The organism is Micromonospora sp. WMMC264 (assembly GCF_027497275.1).
Taxonomy (GTDB): domain Bacteria; phylum Actinomycetota; class Actinomycetes; order Mycobacteriales; family Micromonosporaceae; genus Micromonospora; species Micromonospora chalcea.
In genome coordinates, this window is the sequence record NZ_CP114907.1 from 6734091 (window position 1) to 6749335 (window position 15245).

The 15245-nt window shown below is 72.6% G+C and carries 15 protein-coding genes; 13 read left to right on the plus strand and 2 right to left on the minus strand.

Going from position 1 to position 15245, the window contains the following annotated elements:
* Positions 1 to 99: 99 nt before the first annotated feature.
* The 5 genes from O7542_RS30245 (at position 100) to O7542_RS30265 (ending at position 6076) form a co-directional block, all read left to right on the plus strand.
* Positions 100 to 1203, plus strand: a complete 1104-nt coding sequence (locus tag O7542_RS30245) for an ABC transporter ATP-binding protein (protein ID WP_281605527.1) — start codon at positions 100 to 102, stop codon at positions 1201 to 1203.
* Positions 1200 to 2222 carry a dipeptide ABC transporter ATP-binding protein gene (locus O7542_RS30250; RefSeq protein WP_166457220.1) on the plus strand — a complete coding sequence of 341 codons (1023 nt, stop codon included), beginning with the start codon at positions 1200 to 1202 and terminating at the stop codon, positions 2220 to 2222. Before O7542_RS30245 ends, O7542_RS30250 begins: the two co-directional genes overlap by 4 nt.
* Complete coding sequence (locus O7542_RS30255; RefSeq protein ID WP_064447917.1) at positions 2219 to 3223, plus strand: ABC transporter permease; 1005 nt, start codon at positions 2219 to 2221, stop codon at positions 3221 to 3223. The genes O7542_RS30250 and O7542_RS30255 overlap by 4 nt, the downstream gene beginning before the upstream one ends.
* 13 nt (positions 3224 to 3236) lie before the next feature.
* Positions 3237 to 4223 carry an ABC transporter permease gene (locus O7542_RS30260; protein WP_043328426.1) on the plus strand — a complete coding sequence of 329 codons (987 nt, stop codon included), beginning with the start codon at positions 3237 to 3239 and terminating at the stop codon, positions 4221 to 4223.
* A gap of 107 nt (positions 4224 to 4330) precedes the next feature.
* The gene (locus O7542_RS30265) at positions 4331 to 6076 is read left to right on the plus strand and encodes an ABC transporter substrate-binding protein (protein WP_166457219.1); all 1746 of its coding nucleotides are present in this window, start codon (positions 4331 to 4333) and stop codon (positions 6074 to 6076) included.
* An 84-nt stretch (positions 6077 to 6160) separates the two neighbouring features.
* Here O7542_RS30265 and O7542_RS30270 read toward each other — a convergent pair whose 3' ends face one another.
* Positions 6161 to 8305, minus strand: coding sequence for a prolyl oligopeptidase family serine peptidase (locus tag O7542_RS30270; RefSeq protein WP_043328429.1), 2145 nt, complete (start codon positions 8303 to 8305; stop codon positions 6161 to 6163).
* A gap of 85 nt (positions 8306 to 8390) precedes the next feature.
* On the opposite strand from O7542_RS30270, the gene mshB reads away from it, so the two are divergent.
* From mshB to O7542_RS30285, 3 genes are all read left to right on the plus strand, one after another.
* The gene (gene mshB, locus O7542_RS30275; protein ID WP_281605528.1) at positions 8391 to 9314 is read left to right on the plus strand and encodes an N-acetyl-1-D-myo-inositol-2-amino-2-deoxy-alpha-D-glucopyranoside deacetylase; all 924 of its coding nucleotides are present in this window, start codon (positions 8391 to 8393) and stop codon (positions 9312 to 9314) included.
* Positions 9311 to 9805: a hypothetical protein gene (locus O7542_RS30280; protein ID WP_166457217.1), complete on the plus strand. Its 495-nt coding sequence runs from the start codon at positions 9311 to 9313 to the stop codon at positions 9803 to 9805. The genes mshB and O7542_RS30280 overlap by 4 nt, the downstream gene beginning before the upstream one ends.
* 85 nt (positions 9806 to 9890) lie before the next feature.
* Complete coding sequence (locus O7542_RS30285) at positions 9891 to 10355, plus strand: hypothetical protein (protein ID WP_104115157.1); 465 nt, start codon at positions 9891 to 9893, stop codon at positions 10353 to 10355.
* Between the two features lie 12 nt (positions 10356 to 10367).
* On the opposite strand, the gene O7542_RS30290 is transcribed toward O7542_RS30285, so the two are convergent.
* Positions 10368 to 11402 (minus strand): GNAT family N-acetyltransferase, encoded by a 1035-nt coding sequence (locus tag O7542_RS30290; RefSeq protein WP_104115156.1) that lies wholly within the window; start codon positions 11400 to 11402, stop codon positions 10368 to 10370.
* Between the two features lie 78 nt (positions 11403 to 11480).
* Between O7542_RS30290 and fdxA the strand changes: the two genes are divergently transcribed.
* Genes fdxA through O7542_RS30315 form a run of 5 tightly spaced genes read left to right on the plus strand, consistent with a single transcriptional unit; the run spans position 11481 to position 15228 of the window.
* Positions 11481 to 11807: a ferredoxin gene (gene fdxA, locus O7542_RS30295; protein ID WP_007464872.1), complete on the plus strand. Its 327-nt coding sequence runs from the start codon at positions 11481 to 11483 to the stop codon at positions 11805 to 11807.
* A complete protein-coding gene (dapC, locus tag O7542_RS30300; RefSeq protein ID WP_043330946.1) occupies positions 11804 to 12913 on the plus strand; it encodes a succinyldiaminopimelate transaminase in 1110 nt (369 codons plus the stop codon). Before fdxA ends, dapC begins: the two co-directional genes overlap by 4 nt.
* 1 nt (position 12914) lies before the next feature.
* Positions 12915 to 13931: a prephenate dehydrogenase/arogenate dehydrogenase family protein gene (locus O7542_RS30305; RefSeq protein WP_069087329.1), complete on the plus strand. Its 1017-nt coding sequence runs from the start codon at positions 12915 to 12917 to the stop codon at positions 13929 to 13931.
* A gap of 5 nt (positions 13932 to 13936) precedes the next feature.
* Entirely contained in the window at positions 13937 to 14581 is a 645-nt protein-coding gene (locus O7542_RS30310; RefSeq protein WP_030504648.1) for an SIMPL domain-containing protein, read from the plus strand.
* Positions 14581 to 15228, plus strand: a complete 648-nt coding sequence (locus O7542_RS30315; protein ID WP_043328439.1) for a nucleoside/nucleotide kinase family protein — start codon at positions 14581 to 14583, stop codon at positions 15226 to 15228. The genes O7542_RS30310 and O7542_RS30315 overlap by 1 nt, the downstream gene beginning before the upstream one ends.
* The last annotated feature ends 17 nt before the right edge of the window (positions 15229 to 15245 follow it).

The following is a 15245-nucleotide window of genomic DNA, read 5'->3' on the forward strand; positions in this document are numbered from 1 at the left end:
TCGTTACGCTCAGGCCGCTGACAGACCGCTCGATGTAGCTTATTTTCGCCTCCTGGGTTTTCCTGTAGGTTCTCTTCATCACCGAAGGGGAGGCGGTCAATGGGCAGGTCGGAGGCGGTGCCGTCCGGGGAGCCGGACCGCCCGGAGGTGCCGGAGCAGCGCTCCGGCGACGGGCCCTATCTCCAGGTCCGGGATCTGCGGGTGCGGTTCGACACCGAGGACGGTGTGGTGCGGGCCGTGGACGGGGTGTCGTTCGCCGTCGAGCGGGGTCGCACGCTGGGGATCGTGGGGGAGTCCGGGTCCGGCAAGAGCGTGACGTCGCTGGCGATTCTCGGTTTGCACAACGCGAAGCGGACGACCATCTCGGGGGAGATCTCGGTCGGTGGGCGTCAGTTGGTGGGTCTGCGTGAGGAGGAGATCCGCCGGTTGCGGGGCCGGGACATGGCGATGATCTTTCAGGATCCGTTGTCGGCGTTGCATCCGTACTACTCGGTGGGCAGGCAGATCGCGGAGGCGTACCGGGTGCACCACCCGAGGGCCGGAAAACGGGAGGCCCGGACGCGGGCGGTGGACATGCTGGGCCGGGTGGGGATTCCGCAGCCGGGGAAGCGGTTCGATCAGTTTCCGCACGAGTTCTCGGGTGGGATGCGGCAGCGGGCGATGATCGCGATGGCGCTGGTGAACGATCCGGATCTGTTGATCGCCGATGAGCCGACGACGGCGTTGGATGTGACGGTGCAGGCGCAGATCCTGGACCTCCTGGCCGATCTGCAGGAGGAGTTCCGGTCGGCGATCATCCTGATCACGCATGACCTGGGTGTGGTCAGTCAGGTGGCTGATGACGTGTTGGTGATGTACGCGGGTCGGGCGGTGGAGCACGGGAGTGTGGAGCGGGTGTTGCGGGCGCCGCAGCATCCGTACACGTGGGGGTTGTTGTCGAGTGTGCCGTCGTTGCACGGTGACGCGGACGCGGACCTGGTGCCGATCCCCGGCAACCCACCCAGCTTGATCAATCTGCCGTCGGGGTGCGCGTTCCATCCGCGGTGCCGGTGGGCCGGCGTGAACGGCGACCGGTCCCGCACCGAGGTGCCCGAGCTGCGGGAGGCCGGCGTGCCGGGTCACCTGGTCGCCTGTCACCTGCCGGCGGGTGACCGGGAGCGGATCTACCGCAACGAGGTCGCGCAGGTGGGGGTGGCCCGATGAGCGCCGAGACCGAACCGCTGCTGTCGGTGCGAGGACTGACCAAGCACTTCCCGGTGCGGCAGGGGCTGCGCGCGCGGGGTGCGGTGCGTGCTGTCGACGGGTTGGACTTCGATGTGCGGCCGGGCGAGACGCTCGGCCTGGTGGGGGAGTCCGGGTGTGGGAAGACCACGACCGGGCGGATGCTGGTGCGTCTGCTGGAACCCACGGCCGGGACGATCGAGTTCGCGGGACGGGACATCACCCACGGCGGGCGGCGTGAGCTGCGCGCGTTGCGGCAGGACCTGCAGATCATCTTTCAGGACCCGTACGCCTCGCTGAACCCCCGTCACACGGTCGGGCGGATCGTGGCGATGCCGTTGCAGGTCAACCGGATCACCCCACCGGGCGGCGTCAAGAAGCGCGTCCAGGAGCTGCTGGAACTCGTCGGGTTGAATCCGGAGCACTACAACAGGTACCCGCACGAGTTCTCCGGCGGGCAGCGCCAGCGCATCGGCATCGCCCGCGCCCTGGCGTTGAAACCGAAGCTGATCGTCGCCGACGAACCCGTCTCGGCGCTGGACGTGTCGATCCAGGCGCAGGTCATCAACCTGCTGCGCGACCTGCAACGCGACCTGGACCTGGCGTTCGTGTTCATCGCCCACGACCTCGCCGTCATCCGCCACTTCTGCCACCGCGTCGCTGTCATGTATCTCGGCAAGATCGTCGAGATCGGCGATCGCGACGACATCTACACCCGGCCCCAGCACCCCTACACCCGAGCCCTGCTGTCGGCGATTCCGGACGTCTCCACGCTCGGGCCCGCCGGCCGGATCCGCCTCACCGGCGACGTCCCCACCCCGTTGAACCCGCCATCGGGCTGCCGCTTCCGTACCCGCTGCTGGAAAGCCACCGACCACTGCGCCACCGAAGAACCGGCGCTGACCACCCGGGACGGCGGCAGGCAGCTCACCGCCTGCCACTACCCGGAGAGCGGACCGGTCGGCATGCCGACCGGCGAACCCGTGGAGGTGTCGAAATGAGCCTGTCGCCGGTCGAGGGCGCGGCGCTCGCCGAGATCGAGTCCTCCGATCAGGAGCCGGACGAGAAGAAGCGGCTGGTCGGCCGCTCACCGGGCCAGCTCGTCTGGGCCCGGCTGCGGCGCGACCGTACCGCAATGGTCAGCGGTGTCGTGCTGGCCCTGTTCATCCTGGCGGCGGTGGCCGCGCCGCTGATCCAGCGGCTGTACGGCGTGTCGCCGAACCAGCAGTTCGGTGACCTGCTGGACGCCACCGGCATGCCGCTGGGCTACGTGGGCGGCGTCAGCGGTGACCACTGGTTCGGGCTGGAACCGGGCCTGGGCCGGGACATCTTCATCCGGATGATCTACGGCATCCGGACGTCGCTGCTGATCGCGCTCGGCGCCGCGCTGGTCACCACGACCATCGGCGTGGTGCTCGGGATCGTCGCCGGCTTCCTGGGCGGCGTGGTCGACTCGGTGATCAGCTGGATCACCGACGTCGCGCTGGCGTTGCCGTTCCTCATCTTCGCGCTGGCCGTGGTGCCGACGTTCTCGCTGCGCTTCTACGGCCCCCGGGACGCGGTGCCGACGTGGTTCGCGGTGACCACGCTGATCGTGGTCTTCGCCGCGTTCGGCTGGACCGGCACGGCCCGGCTCGTCCGGGGCCAGGTGGTGTCGCTGCGCGAACGGGAGTTCGTGGAGGCGGCGCGGGCCAGCGGCGCCGGGCTCGGGCACATGCTGTTCCGGCAGTTGCTGCCGAACATCTGGGCCCCGATCCTGGTGGCGTTCTCGCTCGCCGTGCCGTCGTACGTCACGGGCGAGGCGGCGCTGTCCTTCCTCGGCGTCGGGCTGCCCGAGTCGGTGCCGAGCTTCGGCCGGATGATCTACCGCAGCATCGACTACCTGCAGACCGACCCGGCGTACGTCTTCTTCCCCGGCATCACCATCTTCGCGCTCGTGCTGGCGTTCAACCTCTTCGGCGACGCGCTGCGCGACGCGCTCGACCCGAAGTCGTCACGGTAGGGGGTTCGACGACATGGTGCGGTTTCTGCTGAAGCGGCTGCTGCTCGCGGTCTCGGTGCTGCTCGCGGTGAGCATCGTCAGTTTCCTCATGTTCTTCGCGCTGCCCCGCGACCCGGTGACCGGCATGTGCCCGAAGAACTGCAACGCCGAGCGGCTGGAGCGGGTACGCACGGAGCTGGGGCTCAACGACCCGAAGCCGACGCAGTACGTCAACTACATGAAGGGCATCTTCGTCGGCCGTGACCTGGGCAGCGCGCAGGGCGGCAAGTGCGAGGCGCCCTGCCTCGGCTACTCGTACGTCAACAGCGAGGCGGTGACCGACACGTTCGCCCGGGTGCTGCCGGTGACGCTGAACATCGTGCTCCCGGCGGCGGTGCTCTGGCTGGCGCTCGGCGTGGGGCTCGGGATGATCTCCGCGCTGCGGCGGGGGTCGCTGCTCGACCGCATCTCGATCGGGTTGACGCTGACGTTCGCCTCGCTGCAGCTCTACTTCGTCGGCGCCGTGCTGCTGCTGGTCTTCGTGTACTCGCTGAAGATCCTGCCGACACCCCGCTACGTGCCGTTCCTGGAGAACCCGATCGAATGGGCGCGCGGCCTGGTGCTGGCGTGGGTGACGCTCGCGCTGCTCTTCTCCGCGATCTACGCGCGGCTGTCCCGGGCGCAGATGCTGGAGACGCTCTCCGAGGACTTCGTGCGGACCGCGCGGGCCAAGGGCGTGGCGAAACGCAATGTGTACGGACGGCACGCGCTGCGCGCCGCGATCACGCCGATCGTGACGATCGCCGGGCTCGACGTGGGCGCGGCACTGGGCGGCACCGTCATCACCGAGACGACGTTCGGCATCCAGGGGCTGGGGCGTACGGCGGTGGAGGCGGTACGCCAGGGCGACCTGCCGACCATCATGGCCACCGTCCTGGTGTCGGCGCTGTTCGTGGTGGTGGCGAACATCGTGGTCGACCTGCTGTACGCGTTCATCGATCCACGGGTGCGTCTGGGCTGATCCGGGCGTCGCCGGTGGTCGATCGTTGTGCCCCCGTTATCTGCTCGAAATTTACCGCGAGTGAAAGCTAGGCGAAGCTTTCCTTCATCGGACCCGAGGAGTTGAGTATGCGAGCAAGACTCGCCACCGCCGTGGGCGGTGCGATGGCACTGGTGGTCGCCCTCAGTGCGTGCAGCAAGAACACCGGCGACAACGGCGACACCGCGGACACGAACAAGCCCCGCAGCGGCGCCATCGCGACCGACCCGAAGGACTCGCTCGGCCCGGCGGCCGAGGTGCCCGGCGCGGCCAAGGGCGGAACCTTCTACATCCTGCGCGAGAGCAAGATCTCCCACCTGGACCCGCAGCGGGTCTACTCGTTCGCCGGCCTGATGGGCAGCCAGCTCTACGCCCGGTTCCTCACCACCTTCAAGGACGACGGCAAGGGCAACGTCACGCTGGTCGGCGACCTCGCCGAGACGCCCGGCAAGAACGTGAACAACGACTGCAAGGTCTGGGAGTTCACGATCAAGGAGGGCGTCAAGTTCGAGGACGGCCGCCCGATCACCTCCAAGGAGATCGCGTACGGCATCGCCCGCTCGTTCGACCCGGACCTGACCGGCGGCCCCACCTACCTGCAGGAGTGGCTGGCCGACAGCCCGCAGTACGACACCAAGTGGGACTTCAAGAAGAACAAGACCTCGCTGCCGCCCGGCCTGACCACGCCGGACCCGCGCACGCTGCGCTTCGAGTTCAACAAGCCCCGCTGCGACCTGCCGTTCGCGGTGTCGCTGCCGGCCACCGCGCCGCTGCCGCCGGACAAGGACACCGGCGTCAACCTGGACAACATGCCGTTCTCGTCCGGGCCGTACCGGTTCACCAAGATCCAGCCCGGCGTGGAGATGGTGCTGGAGCGCAACACGAACTGGGATCCGGCCACCGACCCGGTGCGGCACGCGTACCCGGACAAGTTCGTCTGGTCGCTCGGCTCGGACAACACCACCCAGACCAACCGCGTCCTCGCCGGCACCGGCAACGACGCAGCGGCGGTCGCCACCGGCGGCGTGCCGCCCGAGCTGATCGCGAAGGTGACCGGCGACCCGGCGCTCAAGGCGCGGATGATCGTCGCGGCGACGCCCAACGCCTACCGGCTGAGCATCAACACCACCCGGGTCACCGACCTGTCCGTGCGGCAGGCGATCAACTACGCGATCGACCGCAGCAGCATCACCAAGAACCTCGGCGGCCCGTACGGCGCGGTGCCGCTGACCACGCTGCTGCCCCCGACCACGCTCGGGTACAAGAAGTACGACGCGTACCCGGCCGGTGAGAGCGGCGACCCGGCGAAGGCGAAGGAGACGCTGGGCGGCAAGTCGGTGAACCTGGTGCTCGGCACCTCCGACGACACCGCCTCGCAGGAGACCGCCACCCAGGTCAAGAACGCGCTGGAGAAGGCCGGCTTCACGGTCACCGTCAAGCCGATCCCCGAGGACGGCTACCTCGACTTCGTGAAGAAGAAGAGCAACCCCTGGGACCTGTGGGTCGACTCGTGGGCGGCCGACTGGCCCAGCGGCGCCTCGATCCTGCCGGTGCTCTTCGACGGCCGCAGCCTCAAGGCCGAGGGCAACAGCAACACGTCCCAGCTCAACAACGAGGCGATCAACGCCGAGTTCGACCGGGTGCTGGCCCTCGACCCGGCCAAGCAGGCCGAGGAGTGGAGCAAGCTGGACGAGAAGCTGATGAAGGAGTCCGCGCCGGCGGTGCCGCTCTACAACGAGGTGGTCTCCGTGGCGCACGGCGAGAAGGCCGGCGGCATCTTCATCGGCAGCATCTTCGGCTGGCCCAGCTTCGTCAACGCGTACGTCAAGCAGTAGCTCTGCAAGGAAGGGCCCCTTCTTAACGCCTGGCGTTAAGAAGGGGCCCTTCCTCTACCGCAGGCGTTAAAAGGGGGCCCTTCCTTACAAGTAGCGGCGGAGGAAGTCCAGCTCCAGCCGGAGCAGGCGCTCGGACACCCCGCCCGCGGCCAGGTGGCTCGCCCCGGTCAGCGGCAGCACCGCGTGCGGGCGGCCCGTCGCCAGCAGCGCCGCGGACAGCCGCAGCGTGTGCGCGGCCAGCACGTTGTCGTCGGCCAGGCCGTGCACCAGCAGCATCGGCCGGGCCTGCGCCGGGTCGCCGAGCGGCTCGGCGGCCAGCTCGACCAGCGAGTGGTGGGCGTAGACGTCCATGCCGTCGTCGGGCATGCCGAGGTAGCGCTCGCTGTACGCGGTGTCGTACAGCGCCCAGTCGGTGACCGGCGCGCCGACGATCGCGCACTTGAACAACTCCGGATGGCGCAGCACCGCCAGCCCGGCCAGCCAGCCGCCGAACGACCAGCCGCGCACCGCCACCCGTTCCAGGTCCAGGTCGGGGTGCTTGTCGGCGAGCGCGGTGAGCGCGTCCACCTGGTCGGTGAGGATCACGTCGGCGACCCGGCGGTGGATCGCCTTCTCGAACGAAGGCGCGATGCCGGGGGTGCCCCGGTTGTCGATGGTGACCACCGCGAAGCCCTGCTCGGCCCACCACTGCCGCTCCAGCCAGACGCTGCGGGCCGCCACCACCTCCTGGTGGCCGGGGCCGCCGTAGATGTCCAGCAGCACCGGCAGCCGGGTGCCTTTGACGTGCTCGGCCGGGTAGAGCACCGCGCTTGGTAGCCGCCGGTCGGTGACCCGGACCATCGTCGGCCGCGGCGCGTACGAGCAGGTGGCGGCCAGCGAGCGCAGCTCACCCACCTCGCGGTCGCCGTGCCAGACCCGCCAGCGCACGCCGGGGTGCTCCAGCGACGCGATGCCCACCGCCAGCGTGGAGCCGCCGATCGAGGCGGTGTGCCAGCCGGGGTCGCTGCCCATCCGGCGGGCGTCCATGCCGCCGCCGATGGTGGTCCGCACCCGGTAGAGGTGGCGCTGGCTCGGCTCACCCTCACTCGCCTCGACCAGCAGGTCCGCGGTCGTGCCCGGGCCGTTCGGCAGCCGCCCGACCACCCGCCGCACGTACAGCGAGGGCGGGGTGAGCAGCGTGCCGTCGGCGAACAGGCAGCGTGCGTCGTACCCGTCGTGGGCCAGCTCGCCGCCGACCAGCACCCGCCCGTCGGGCAGGTGGGCGGGGGTGCCGGGGATCGGTTCCACCCAGCGCGGGTCGGCCAGCTCGGCGTGCACCTGTGTCTCCCCGGTGCGCGGGTCCACCGCCAGCACCAGGCCGTGCTGCTGCGAGCGGCGCAGCACGGTGATCAGCGGCCCGCCGTCGGACCAGTCCGCCGAGCTCAGGTAGGGGTAGGTCTCCCGGTCCCAGTGCACGTCGACCCAGCCGCCGTCGAGGTCGAGCAGGTGCAGGCTGACCTCCGCGTTCGGGCCACCCGCTACGGGGTACGCCAGCGACGTCGGCGGGCTCGCCGGGTCGGCCGGGTCGTGCAGGTACCAGCGTTCCAGCCGGGACTCGTCGACCCGGGCGGCCAGCACGCTGCGCCCGTCCGGCGCCCACCAGTAGCCGCGGTAGCGGTCGAACTCCTCGGCGGCGATGTGCTCGGCCAGCCCCCAGGTCACGCCGCTGTCCTCACCGGCGAGCAGGTTGTCGGTACCGTCCGGCTCCACCACCCGCAGCTGGCCCCGGCGTACGCCCTCGGCGGCGTCGGTGACGTAGGCCAGCCGCTCGCCGGTCGGGTCGGGCCGGGGGTCGATCACCGGCCCGCCGGTAGCCACCTCGACCACGTCGCCGTGCACCAGGTCGGCCCGGAACAGCCGCCCGGCCAGCGCGAACGCGGCCACCCGGCCGGCCGCGTCCAGGGCGTACGAGCCGATGCCGCCGGAGCTGAGCCGCAGCCGCTCGCGCAGCGCCCGCTCACCCGGGGACAGGCGGGCCGGATCGGCGTCCGCGCCCAGCAGCACCGCCGGATCGGCGACCAGGCGTTCCTCGCCGCTGTCGATGTCGAGCAGCCAGAGCGCGTCGGCCGGGTCCTCCGGTCCCGCGGAGCGCAGGAAGACGACCCGGGCGCCGTCGCCGGAGACGGTGACGGCGCGCGGCGCCCCGTGGCTGAACCGACGGGTACGGGCGGCCAGCTCGGGAAAGTCCACGCCTGCAGCGTAGGCGCGCGCCGGAGGTGATGTGGCCGACCTGAGCGGACGCATCACCGTCGAGCGGGCAGGACCGCCGGTTAGAGTGACGGGCGTGACGACGCTGCCCGACCGACGCCTTCTGCTGGTCCACGCGCATCCCGACGACGAGTCGATCGGCACCGGCGCGACGATGGCGCACTACACCGCCACCGGCGCCCACGTCACGCTCGTCACCTGCACGCTGGGCGAGGAGGGCGAGATCCACGTCCCGGCGCTGGCCCAGCTCTGCGCGGCCGAGGCGGACCAGCTCGGCGGCTACCGGATCGGCGAGCTGGCCGACGCCTGCGCCGCGCTCGGCGTCACCGATCACCGGTTCCTCGGCGGGGCGGGCCGCTACCGCGACTCGGGCATGATGGGCATGGCCACCAACGAGCACCCGCGGGCGTTCTGGCAGGCCGACCTGGACGTCGCCGCCGGGCACCTGCTGGAGGTCATCCGCGAGGTCCGTCCCCAGGTGCTCGTCACGTACGACCCGAACGGCTTCTACGGCCACCCGGACCACATCCAGGCGCACCGGGTGGCGATGCGCGGCGTGGAGCTGGCCGCGGCCGAGGGGATCGCCCCGGCGAAGGTCTACTGGACGGCCATGCCGCGCAGCGTGCTCGACGCCGGGCTGGAGACGTTCACCGAGTCCTCGGACAACCCGTTCGCCGGCATCGAGAGCGCCGACGAGCTGCCGTTCGGCACGCCGGACGCGGAGATCGCCGCCCGGATCGACGGCACCGAGCAGCACGCCGCCAAGGAGGCGGCGATGCGGGCCCACGCCACCCAGATCCCGGCCAACTCGTGGCTCTACTCGATCGCCGGCAACTTCGGCGGCGAGTTCATGGGCGTCGAGTACTTCACGCTCGCGGTGGGCGAGAAGGGGCCGGGCCATGGCCCGTACGGCTGGGAGGACGACCTCTTCGCCGGGATCGCCCCGGACGCCGCGGATCGGTCCCCGGTCGCGGCGGCCGGTGTCCGGTGACGCTGCCGGCCGTACCCGTGTCGACAGTTGCCGAGCCGCCACCGGAGGGCGCGCCGCCGAGCCGGGCGGAGCGGACGCTCGACCGCGCGCTGCGGGTGACCGGCGGCGTGCTGACGGTCTGGGGCGGCGTGCTGCTCGCGCTGCTCGAACTGATCTTCTCGACCTGGGCCTGGGAGCTGGTGCAGGGCCGTTCCGGCGCGGCGCAGGCGCTGGTCGGGGTGGGCGCGGTGGTCGTCGGCGTGCCGGTGGTGGTGGCGGCGACGGTGCTGCTGGGCTCGTTCGGGCACCGGTCGACGGGGGGCCGCTGGGCGGTCGTGCTGGCCGCGCTGCCGTGGTTCGTGGTGATCGTGGCGGGCGGTGTCCGGACCGTCGAGGGTGATCTCGCGCTGGTCGGCGACAACGTGCTCGGCCTGGCGCTGATCGTGGCCGGCGCGGTCACGTTCGCGGTGGTCGGTTTCCGGCACCTGGTGACGCCGCCCCCTGTCCGGTGAGGTGCTGACGCCACACAGGCGACGGTGGTAGACATTCCTGCCAGAGGCCCGCCGAGGGAGCGGGCGGTACGGCGGGAGGCGTGCGATGGGTCAGCGGTGGCGTGCGGTCGGAGTGCTGGCGGCCGCGTTGTTCGCGGTGAACGTGGTGGCCCGGCTGGTCACCAGATTCGCGTTCCCGGACGACGACGCCGCGTCCGACCGGGTGTCGCTGGTGATGTTCCTGGTGATCGGGCTGATCCTGGCGGGCGTCGCGTTCCGGTGGGGGGCCGACCGTCCGCTCGGCCGCCTGGCCGGTGACCTGGCCGCCGCGGTGGGGGTGGCGCTGGCGCTCACCGTGTTCGTCGGTCCGCTGGTGGTCGGGGAGAACCCGTTCGGCGGTGGCGCCGGTCTCTTCTTCGCCCAGATCTGGCTCTATCTCGCCGCCACCGCCGCCGGTGTGCTGGTCGGCTACCTGATCCTCACCGCGCTCGGCCGGGACTACCGGTCCCGGCAGCTCAAGCGGTACGCCGAGATGAAGCGGTCCCGGCCGCGCCGGGTCGTCCGGCGCTGACCCTCCGGCCGTTCAGGCGGCCGGGGCGACCCGGGTCAGGTAGGTGTGGTGGGTGGTGAACCCGAGCCGGCGGTAGAGCTCGACCGCGCCGGTGTTGCTCTGCTCCACCTGGAGGAACGCCCGCGTGGCGCCCTCGTCCGCGCCCCAGCGGGCCAGGGCGCGGACGACCGCGACGGCGAATCCGCGCCGACGCGCCTCGGGCAGCACTTCGAGCAGGCTGACGCCGAGCCAGCGGCCTTCGCCGGTCACCGTGCCCCGGCCGACCGCGAGCAGCCGGCCGTCGATCCGCAGCTCCGCGAAGCGGACCCGGTCGACGGCCGTGAGCACGTGCCGCGCGGCGTCCGGCAGGCCTCCCTTGCGACCGGCGGCGATCGCCAGCCAGTCGTCGGCGGGCGCGCCGGCCAGCGTCACCGGCGGCGTGCCGTCCGGACCGGCGAGCGGCGGCGGGCCGTCCGGGCCGGCGGTCGGCGTGTCGGCATCCGGCGGCGTGTCGGCGAGCCCGGCGTCCGGCGGCGCGGCCAGGGCGCGCAGCGGCACGGTCTGCACCAGCACCGGGGGCCGGGCCGTCCAGCCGCGCGCGTCCAGTTCGGCGCCGACCGGGGCGGCCAGCGGCAGCGGGGTGTTCACCAGCGCGGTGCCGCCCCGCTCGGCGTACCAGCGCTGCACCGCGTCCAGCGCGGCGGGCAGGGGCCGGTCCGGGTCGCCGACCGGCAGCGCGCTGTTGGCCCGGCCGGTCCAGCCGTCGGCCCAGCGCAGCCGCCAGTCGCCGAGCCGTCCGCGTACCGGTGCGGGCCACGCCTCGTCGGCGGCCAGCTCCAGCGCGACCACGGCGGCGGCGGTGGGGCGGCGGGCCGGCGGCACCCGCTTGGCCCGGTGCACCTCGGCGACCGGTACGCGCAGCGGGCCGGCGTCGGTGGCGAGGGTGATGTGGGTCTCGCTCAGCTCGACGAGTTCGCCGAGCGCGTCGGAGAACAGCGTGCGGCCCTCACGAATCCCCACAATCCGGCGGACCACGATCCGGTGTCCCACGTCCTGCTGTCGGAGCACGATCGACCCCCTCCCCGGCGAGATACTAGGCTCTTACCGTTGCGGGTGATCGCGACGAGTCTGCGGAGGAGAAGACCGGTGACCTACATCATCGCCGAGCCGTGCGTGGATGTGCTCGACAAGGCATGCATCGAGGAGTGCCCGGTCGACTGCATCTACGAGGGCAACCGGATGCTCTACATCCACCCCGACGAGTGCGTCGACTGTGGTGCCTGCGAGCCGGTCTGCCCGGTAGAAGCGATCTTCTACGAGGACGACGTCCCGGAGCAGTGGAAGGACTACACCGGGGCCAACTACGAGTTCTTCGAGGACCTGGGCTCGCCCGGTGGCGCCTCGAAGATCGGCAAGGTGGAGAAGGACGCCACCTTCGTCGCCGCGCAGCCGCCGCGCGGCGAGGGCCACTGAACCGGCGCTCGCCGGTCTCGGCACGGCTGCCCGACTTCACCTGGGACACCCTGGACGCCGCGGCCGCCACGGCCGCGGCGCATCCGGACGGTCTCATCAATCTGTCGATGGGCACGCCGGTCGACCCGGTGCCACAGCTGATCCGGCAGGCGCTGGCCGACGCGTCGAACGCGCCGGGCTACCCGCTGACCGCCGGCACCGCGGCGCTGCGGGACGCGATCGCGGCGTGGGTCGCCCGGGCCTGCGGCGCGGGCGTCGACGGGCTGGGCGTGCTGCCCACGATCGGCTCCAAGGAGCTGGTGGCGTGGCTGCCCACGCTGCTCGGGCTCGGCCCCGGTGACGTGGTGGTGGTGCCGTCGGTGGCCTACCCGACGTACGAGGACGGGGCGCGGCTGGTCGGCGCGACCACCGTACGCACCGACTCGCTGACTGCGCTCGGCCCGGATCCCCGGGTCCGGCTGGTCTGGGTCAACTCGCCGGGCAACCCGACCGGCCGGGTGCTGCCCGCCGCCCACCTGCGCAAGGTGGTCGAGTGGGCGCGCGAGCGCGGGGCCGTGGTGGCCAGCGACGAGTGCTACCTGCCGCTGGGCTGGGACGCCGAGCCCGTCTCGGTGCTCTCGCCCGAGGTGTGCGGCGGCTCGTACGACGGCGTGTTGGCGGTGCACTCGCTGTCCAAGCGCTCGAACCTGGCCGGGTACCGGGCCGGTTTCGTCGCCGGTGACCCGGCGCTGGTGGCCGAGCTGCTCAAGATCCGCAAGCACGCGGGTCTGATCGTGCCTGCGCCGGTGCAGGCCGCGATGGTGGCCGCGCTCGGCGACCAGGAGCACGCCGACGCCCAGCGGGAGCGCTACCGCGTCCGGCGGGAGAAGCTGCGTGCGGCGTTCACCGGGGCCGGCTTCACGGTCGAGCACTCGGAGGCCGGCCTCTACCTCTGGCTGACCCGCGACGAGGACTGCTGGGACACGGTGGACTGGCTGGCCCGCCGGGGCATCCTGGTCGCGGCCGGGATCTTCTACGGCCCGGCCGGCGCCCGGCACGTCCGGGTGGCGCTCACCGAGTCCGACGAGCGTGTCGACGCGGTGGCCGGGCGGCTCGCCGGGTCCTGACATGGCGGGCGAGCTGGCACGGGCGGCGGTGGTCGGCACCGGGCTGATCGGCGGTTCGCTGCTGCTCCGGTTGCGCGACGCCGGGCTCGACGTGACCGGCTGGGACCCGGACCCGGAGACCCGCGGGCGGGTACGCGAGCGGGGCGTCGTGGTGGCCGACACGGTCGAGGACGCGGTGGCCGGCCGGGACGTGGTGTTCCTCTGCGGCCCCCTGCCGACGTTGCCGGCGACGTTGGCCCGGGTCGCCGCCGTCACCGACGACAGGTGCGTGCTCACCGACGTCGGCAGCGTCAAGGCCGAGGTGAGCACCGTCGCCACCGTGCAGGGGCTCGGGCACCGGTTCGTGCCGGGCCACCCGATGGCCGGGGCCGACCGGGCCGGACCGGACGCGGCCGAGCCGGGCCTGCTCGACGGCGCCGCCTGGGTGCTCTGCCCGGGGCCGACCGGGCTGGACGCCTTCCGGCGGCTGGCCGCGCTGCTCGTGGACGTCTTCCACGCCCGGGTGGTGCCGATGTCCGCCCCGGAGCACGACGGAGCGGCGGCGCTCGCCTCGCACGTGCCGCACGTGCTCGCCGGGGCGCTGGCCGGCACCGTGCACCGGTCGGCGCTGCGGGACGCGGTTCTGACGCTCGCGGCCGGGAGCTTCTCCGACGGCACCCGGGTCGCCGGCGGGCCGCCCGAACGGACCGCGAACATGCTGCTCGGGAACCGCGACCGCGTCCTCGCCGAGCTGGACGCGCTCGGCGTCTTCCTGGGCGAGCTGACCGAGGCGCTGCGCGCCGGCGACGCCGACGCGCTGGCCGAGCGCCTCGCCGAGGGGCGGCAGACCCGGTCCACGCTGCGGGCGCGCGAGTTCACCGCGCACCGGCGGGAGTTCCCGTGCGCCGCCGACCACGTCGGCGAGCTGGCGTACCTGCGGGAGCTGGGCGCCGCGGGCGGTCACCTGACCGGGGTACGCGAGGCGGGCGGCGCGGTCACCTACACGGGGCACCTGCCGGCCACGCCGCCGTTAGGCTGAGCGGCATGGCGGACGCACCGGTCGTGGCGGTACGCGGTGAGGCGTACCGGGAGGTGGCGCCCGAGCTGGCGCGGTTCACGGTGACGGCGACGGCCCGGGACCGGGATCGCGAGACCACGCTGACCCGGCTGGCCGAACGGGCCGCCGCGGTGCGGGCGCTGCTCGACGCGGCCGAGCCGGCGGTGGAGCGGCGGGAGACGGGCCAGGTGCACGTCTGGCCGGTGACGAGGCGTTCCGGCGACCGCGTGGTGGCCTACCAGGGCAGCGTGAGCACCACTGTCACGACGAGCGACTTCACCGCGCTGGGCGAGCTGATGCTCCGCCTGGCCGACCAGGAGCAGGTCGAGGTGGCCGGCCCGGTGTGGTCGCTGCGGCCGGACAGCCCGGCCTACCGGGAGGCGCGGCAGGCGGCGATCGCGGACGCGCTGGTCCGGGCCCGGGAGTACGCCGAGGCGCTCGGCGCCCGGGTGACGGCGCTGCGGGAGCTGTCCGACACCGGGCTGAGCGCGTCCCCGCCGATGATGGTCAAGGCGGCGTACGCGCGCTCCGGCGAGCAGCCGGAGCTGGAGTTGGAGCTGGACCCGGCGCCGCAGCCGGTGCAGGCGGCGGTCGAGGCGCGGTTCACCATCAGCGAGCCGGTGCTGGGCTGATGCCGGCGGCGGAGGTGCTCGGGCTCGACGACCTGGTCGCCCGGGCGCGCGCGCTGGCCGAGGCCGGCCCGCGTCAGCTGCTCGGCATCGCCGGGGCACCCGGTGCGGGCAAGTCCACCCTGGCGGAAGGGATCGTGGCCGCGCTCGGCCCGGTCGCCCGGCTGGTCCCGATGGACGGCTTCCACCTGGCCGGGACGGCGTTGGAGCGGCTCGGCCGGTCGGGGCGCAAGGGCGCGCCGGACACGTTCGACGTCAACGGGTTCGCCTCGATGCTGCGCCGGTTGCGCCGGCTGGAGCCGACGTCGGTGTGGGCGCCGGAGTTCCGCCGTGACCTGGAGGAGCCGGTCGCCGGGGCGATCGAGGTCCCGCCCGAGGTGCGCCTGGTGGTCACCGAGGGCAACTACCTGCTGCTGCGGGACGACCCGTGGGAGGAGGTGCGGACGCTCCTGCACGAGGCATGGTTCCTCGATCTGGACGCGGAGGTGCGGGTGCGCCGGCTCACCGCGCGGCACGAGGCGTACGGGAAGTCGCCGGAGCAGGCCCGGGCCTGGGCGCTGGGCAGCGACGAGGAGAACGCCCGGCTGGTCGCGGGCACGGCCGTGCACGCCGACCTGGTGGTCCGCCTGGCCGACCCGCCGCCGGCGTGACGCCGGGCGCTGCCGCA

Excerpts from the sequence above, each read along its gene's own strand:
- O7542_RS30245 (WP_281605527.1), top strand. The coding sequence starts at position 100 with ATGGGCAGGTCGGAGGCGGTGCCGTCCGGGGAGCCGGACCGCCCGGAG.
- O7542_RS30250 (WP_166457220.1), top strand. The coding sequence starts at position 1,200 with ATGAGCGCCGAGACCGAACCGCTGCTGTCGGTGCGAGGACTGACCAAG.
- O7542_RS30255 (WP_064447917.1), top strand. The coding sequence starts at position 2,219 with ATGAGCCTGTCGCCGGTCGAGGGCGCGGCGCTCGCCGAGATCGAGTCC.
- O7542_RS30260 (WP_043328426.1), top strand. The coding sequence starts at position 3,237 with ATGGTGCGGTTTCTGCTGAAGCGGCTGCTGCTCGCGGTCTCGGTGCTG.
- O7542_RS30265 (WP_166457219.1), top strand. The coding sequence starts at position 4,331 with ATGCGAGCAAGACTCGCCACCGCCGTGGGCGGTGCGATGGCACTGGTG.
- O7542_RS30285 (WP_104115157.1), top strand. The coding sequence starts at position 9,891 with ATGGGTCAGCGGTGGCGTGCGGTCGGAGTGCTGGCGGCCGCGTTGTTC.
- O7542_RS30305 (WP_069087329.1), top strand. The coding sequence starts at position 12,915 with ATGGCGGGCGAGCTGGCACGGGCGGCGGTGGTCGGCACCGGGCTGATC.
- O7542_RS30310 (WP_030504648.1), top strand. The coding sequence starts at position 13,937 with ATGGCGGACGCACCGGTCGTGGCGGTACGCGGTGAGGCGTACCGGGAG.
- O7542_RS30315 (WP_043328439.1), top strand. The coding sequence starts at position 14,581 with ATGCCGGCGGCGGAGGTGCTCGGGCTCGACGACCTGGTCGCCCGGGCG.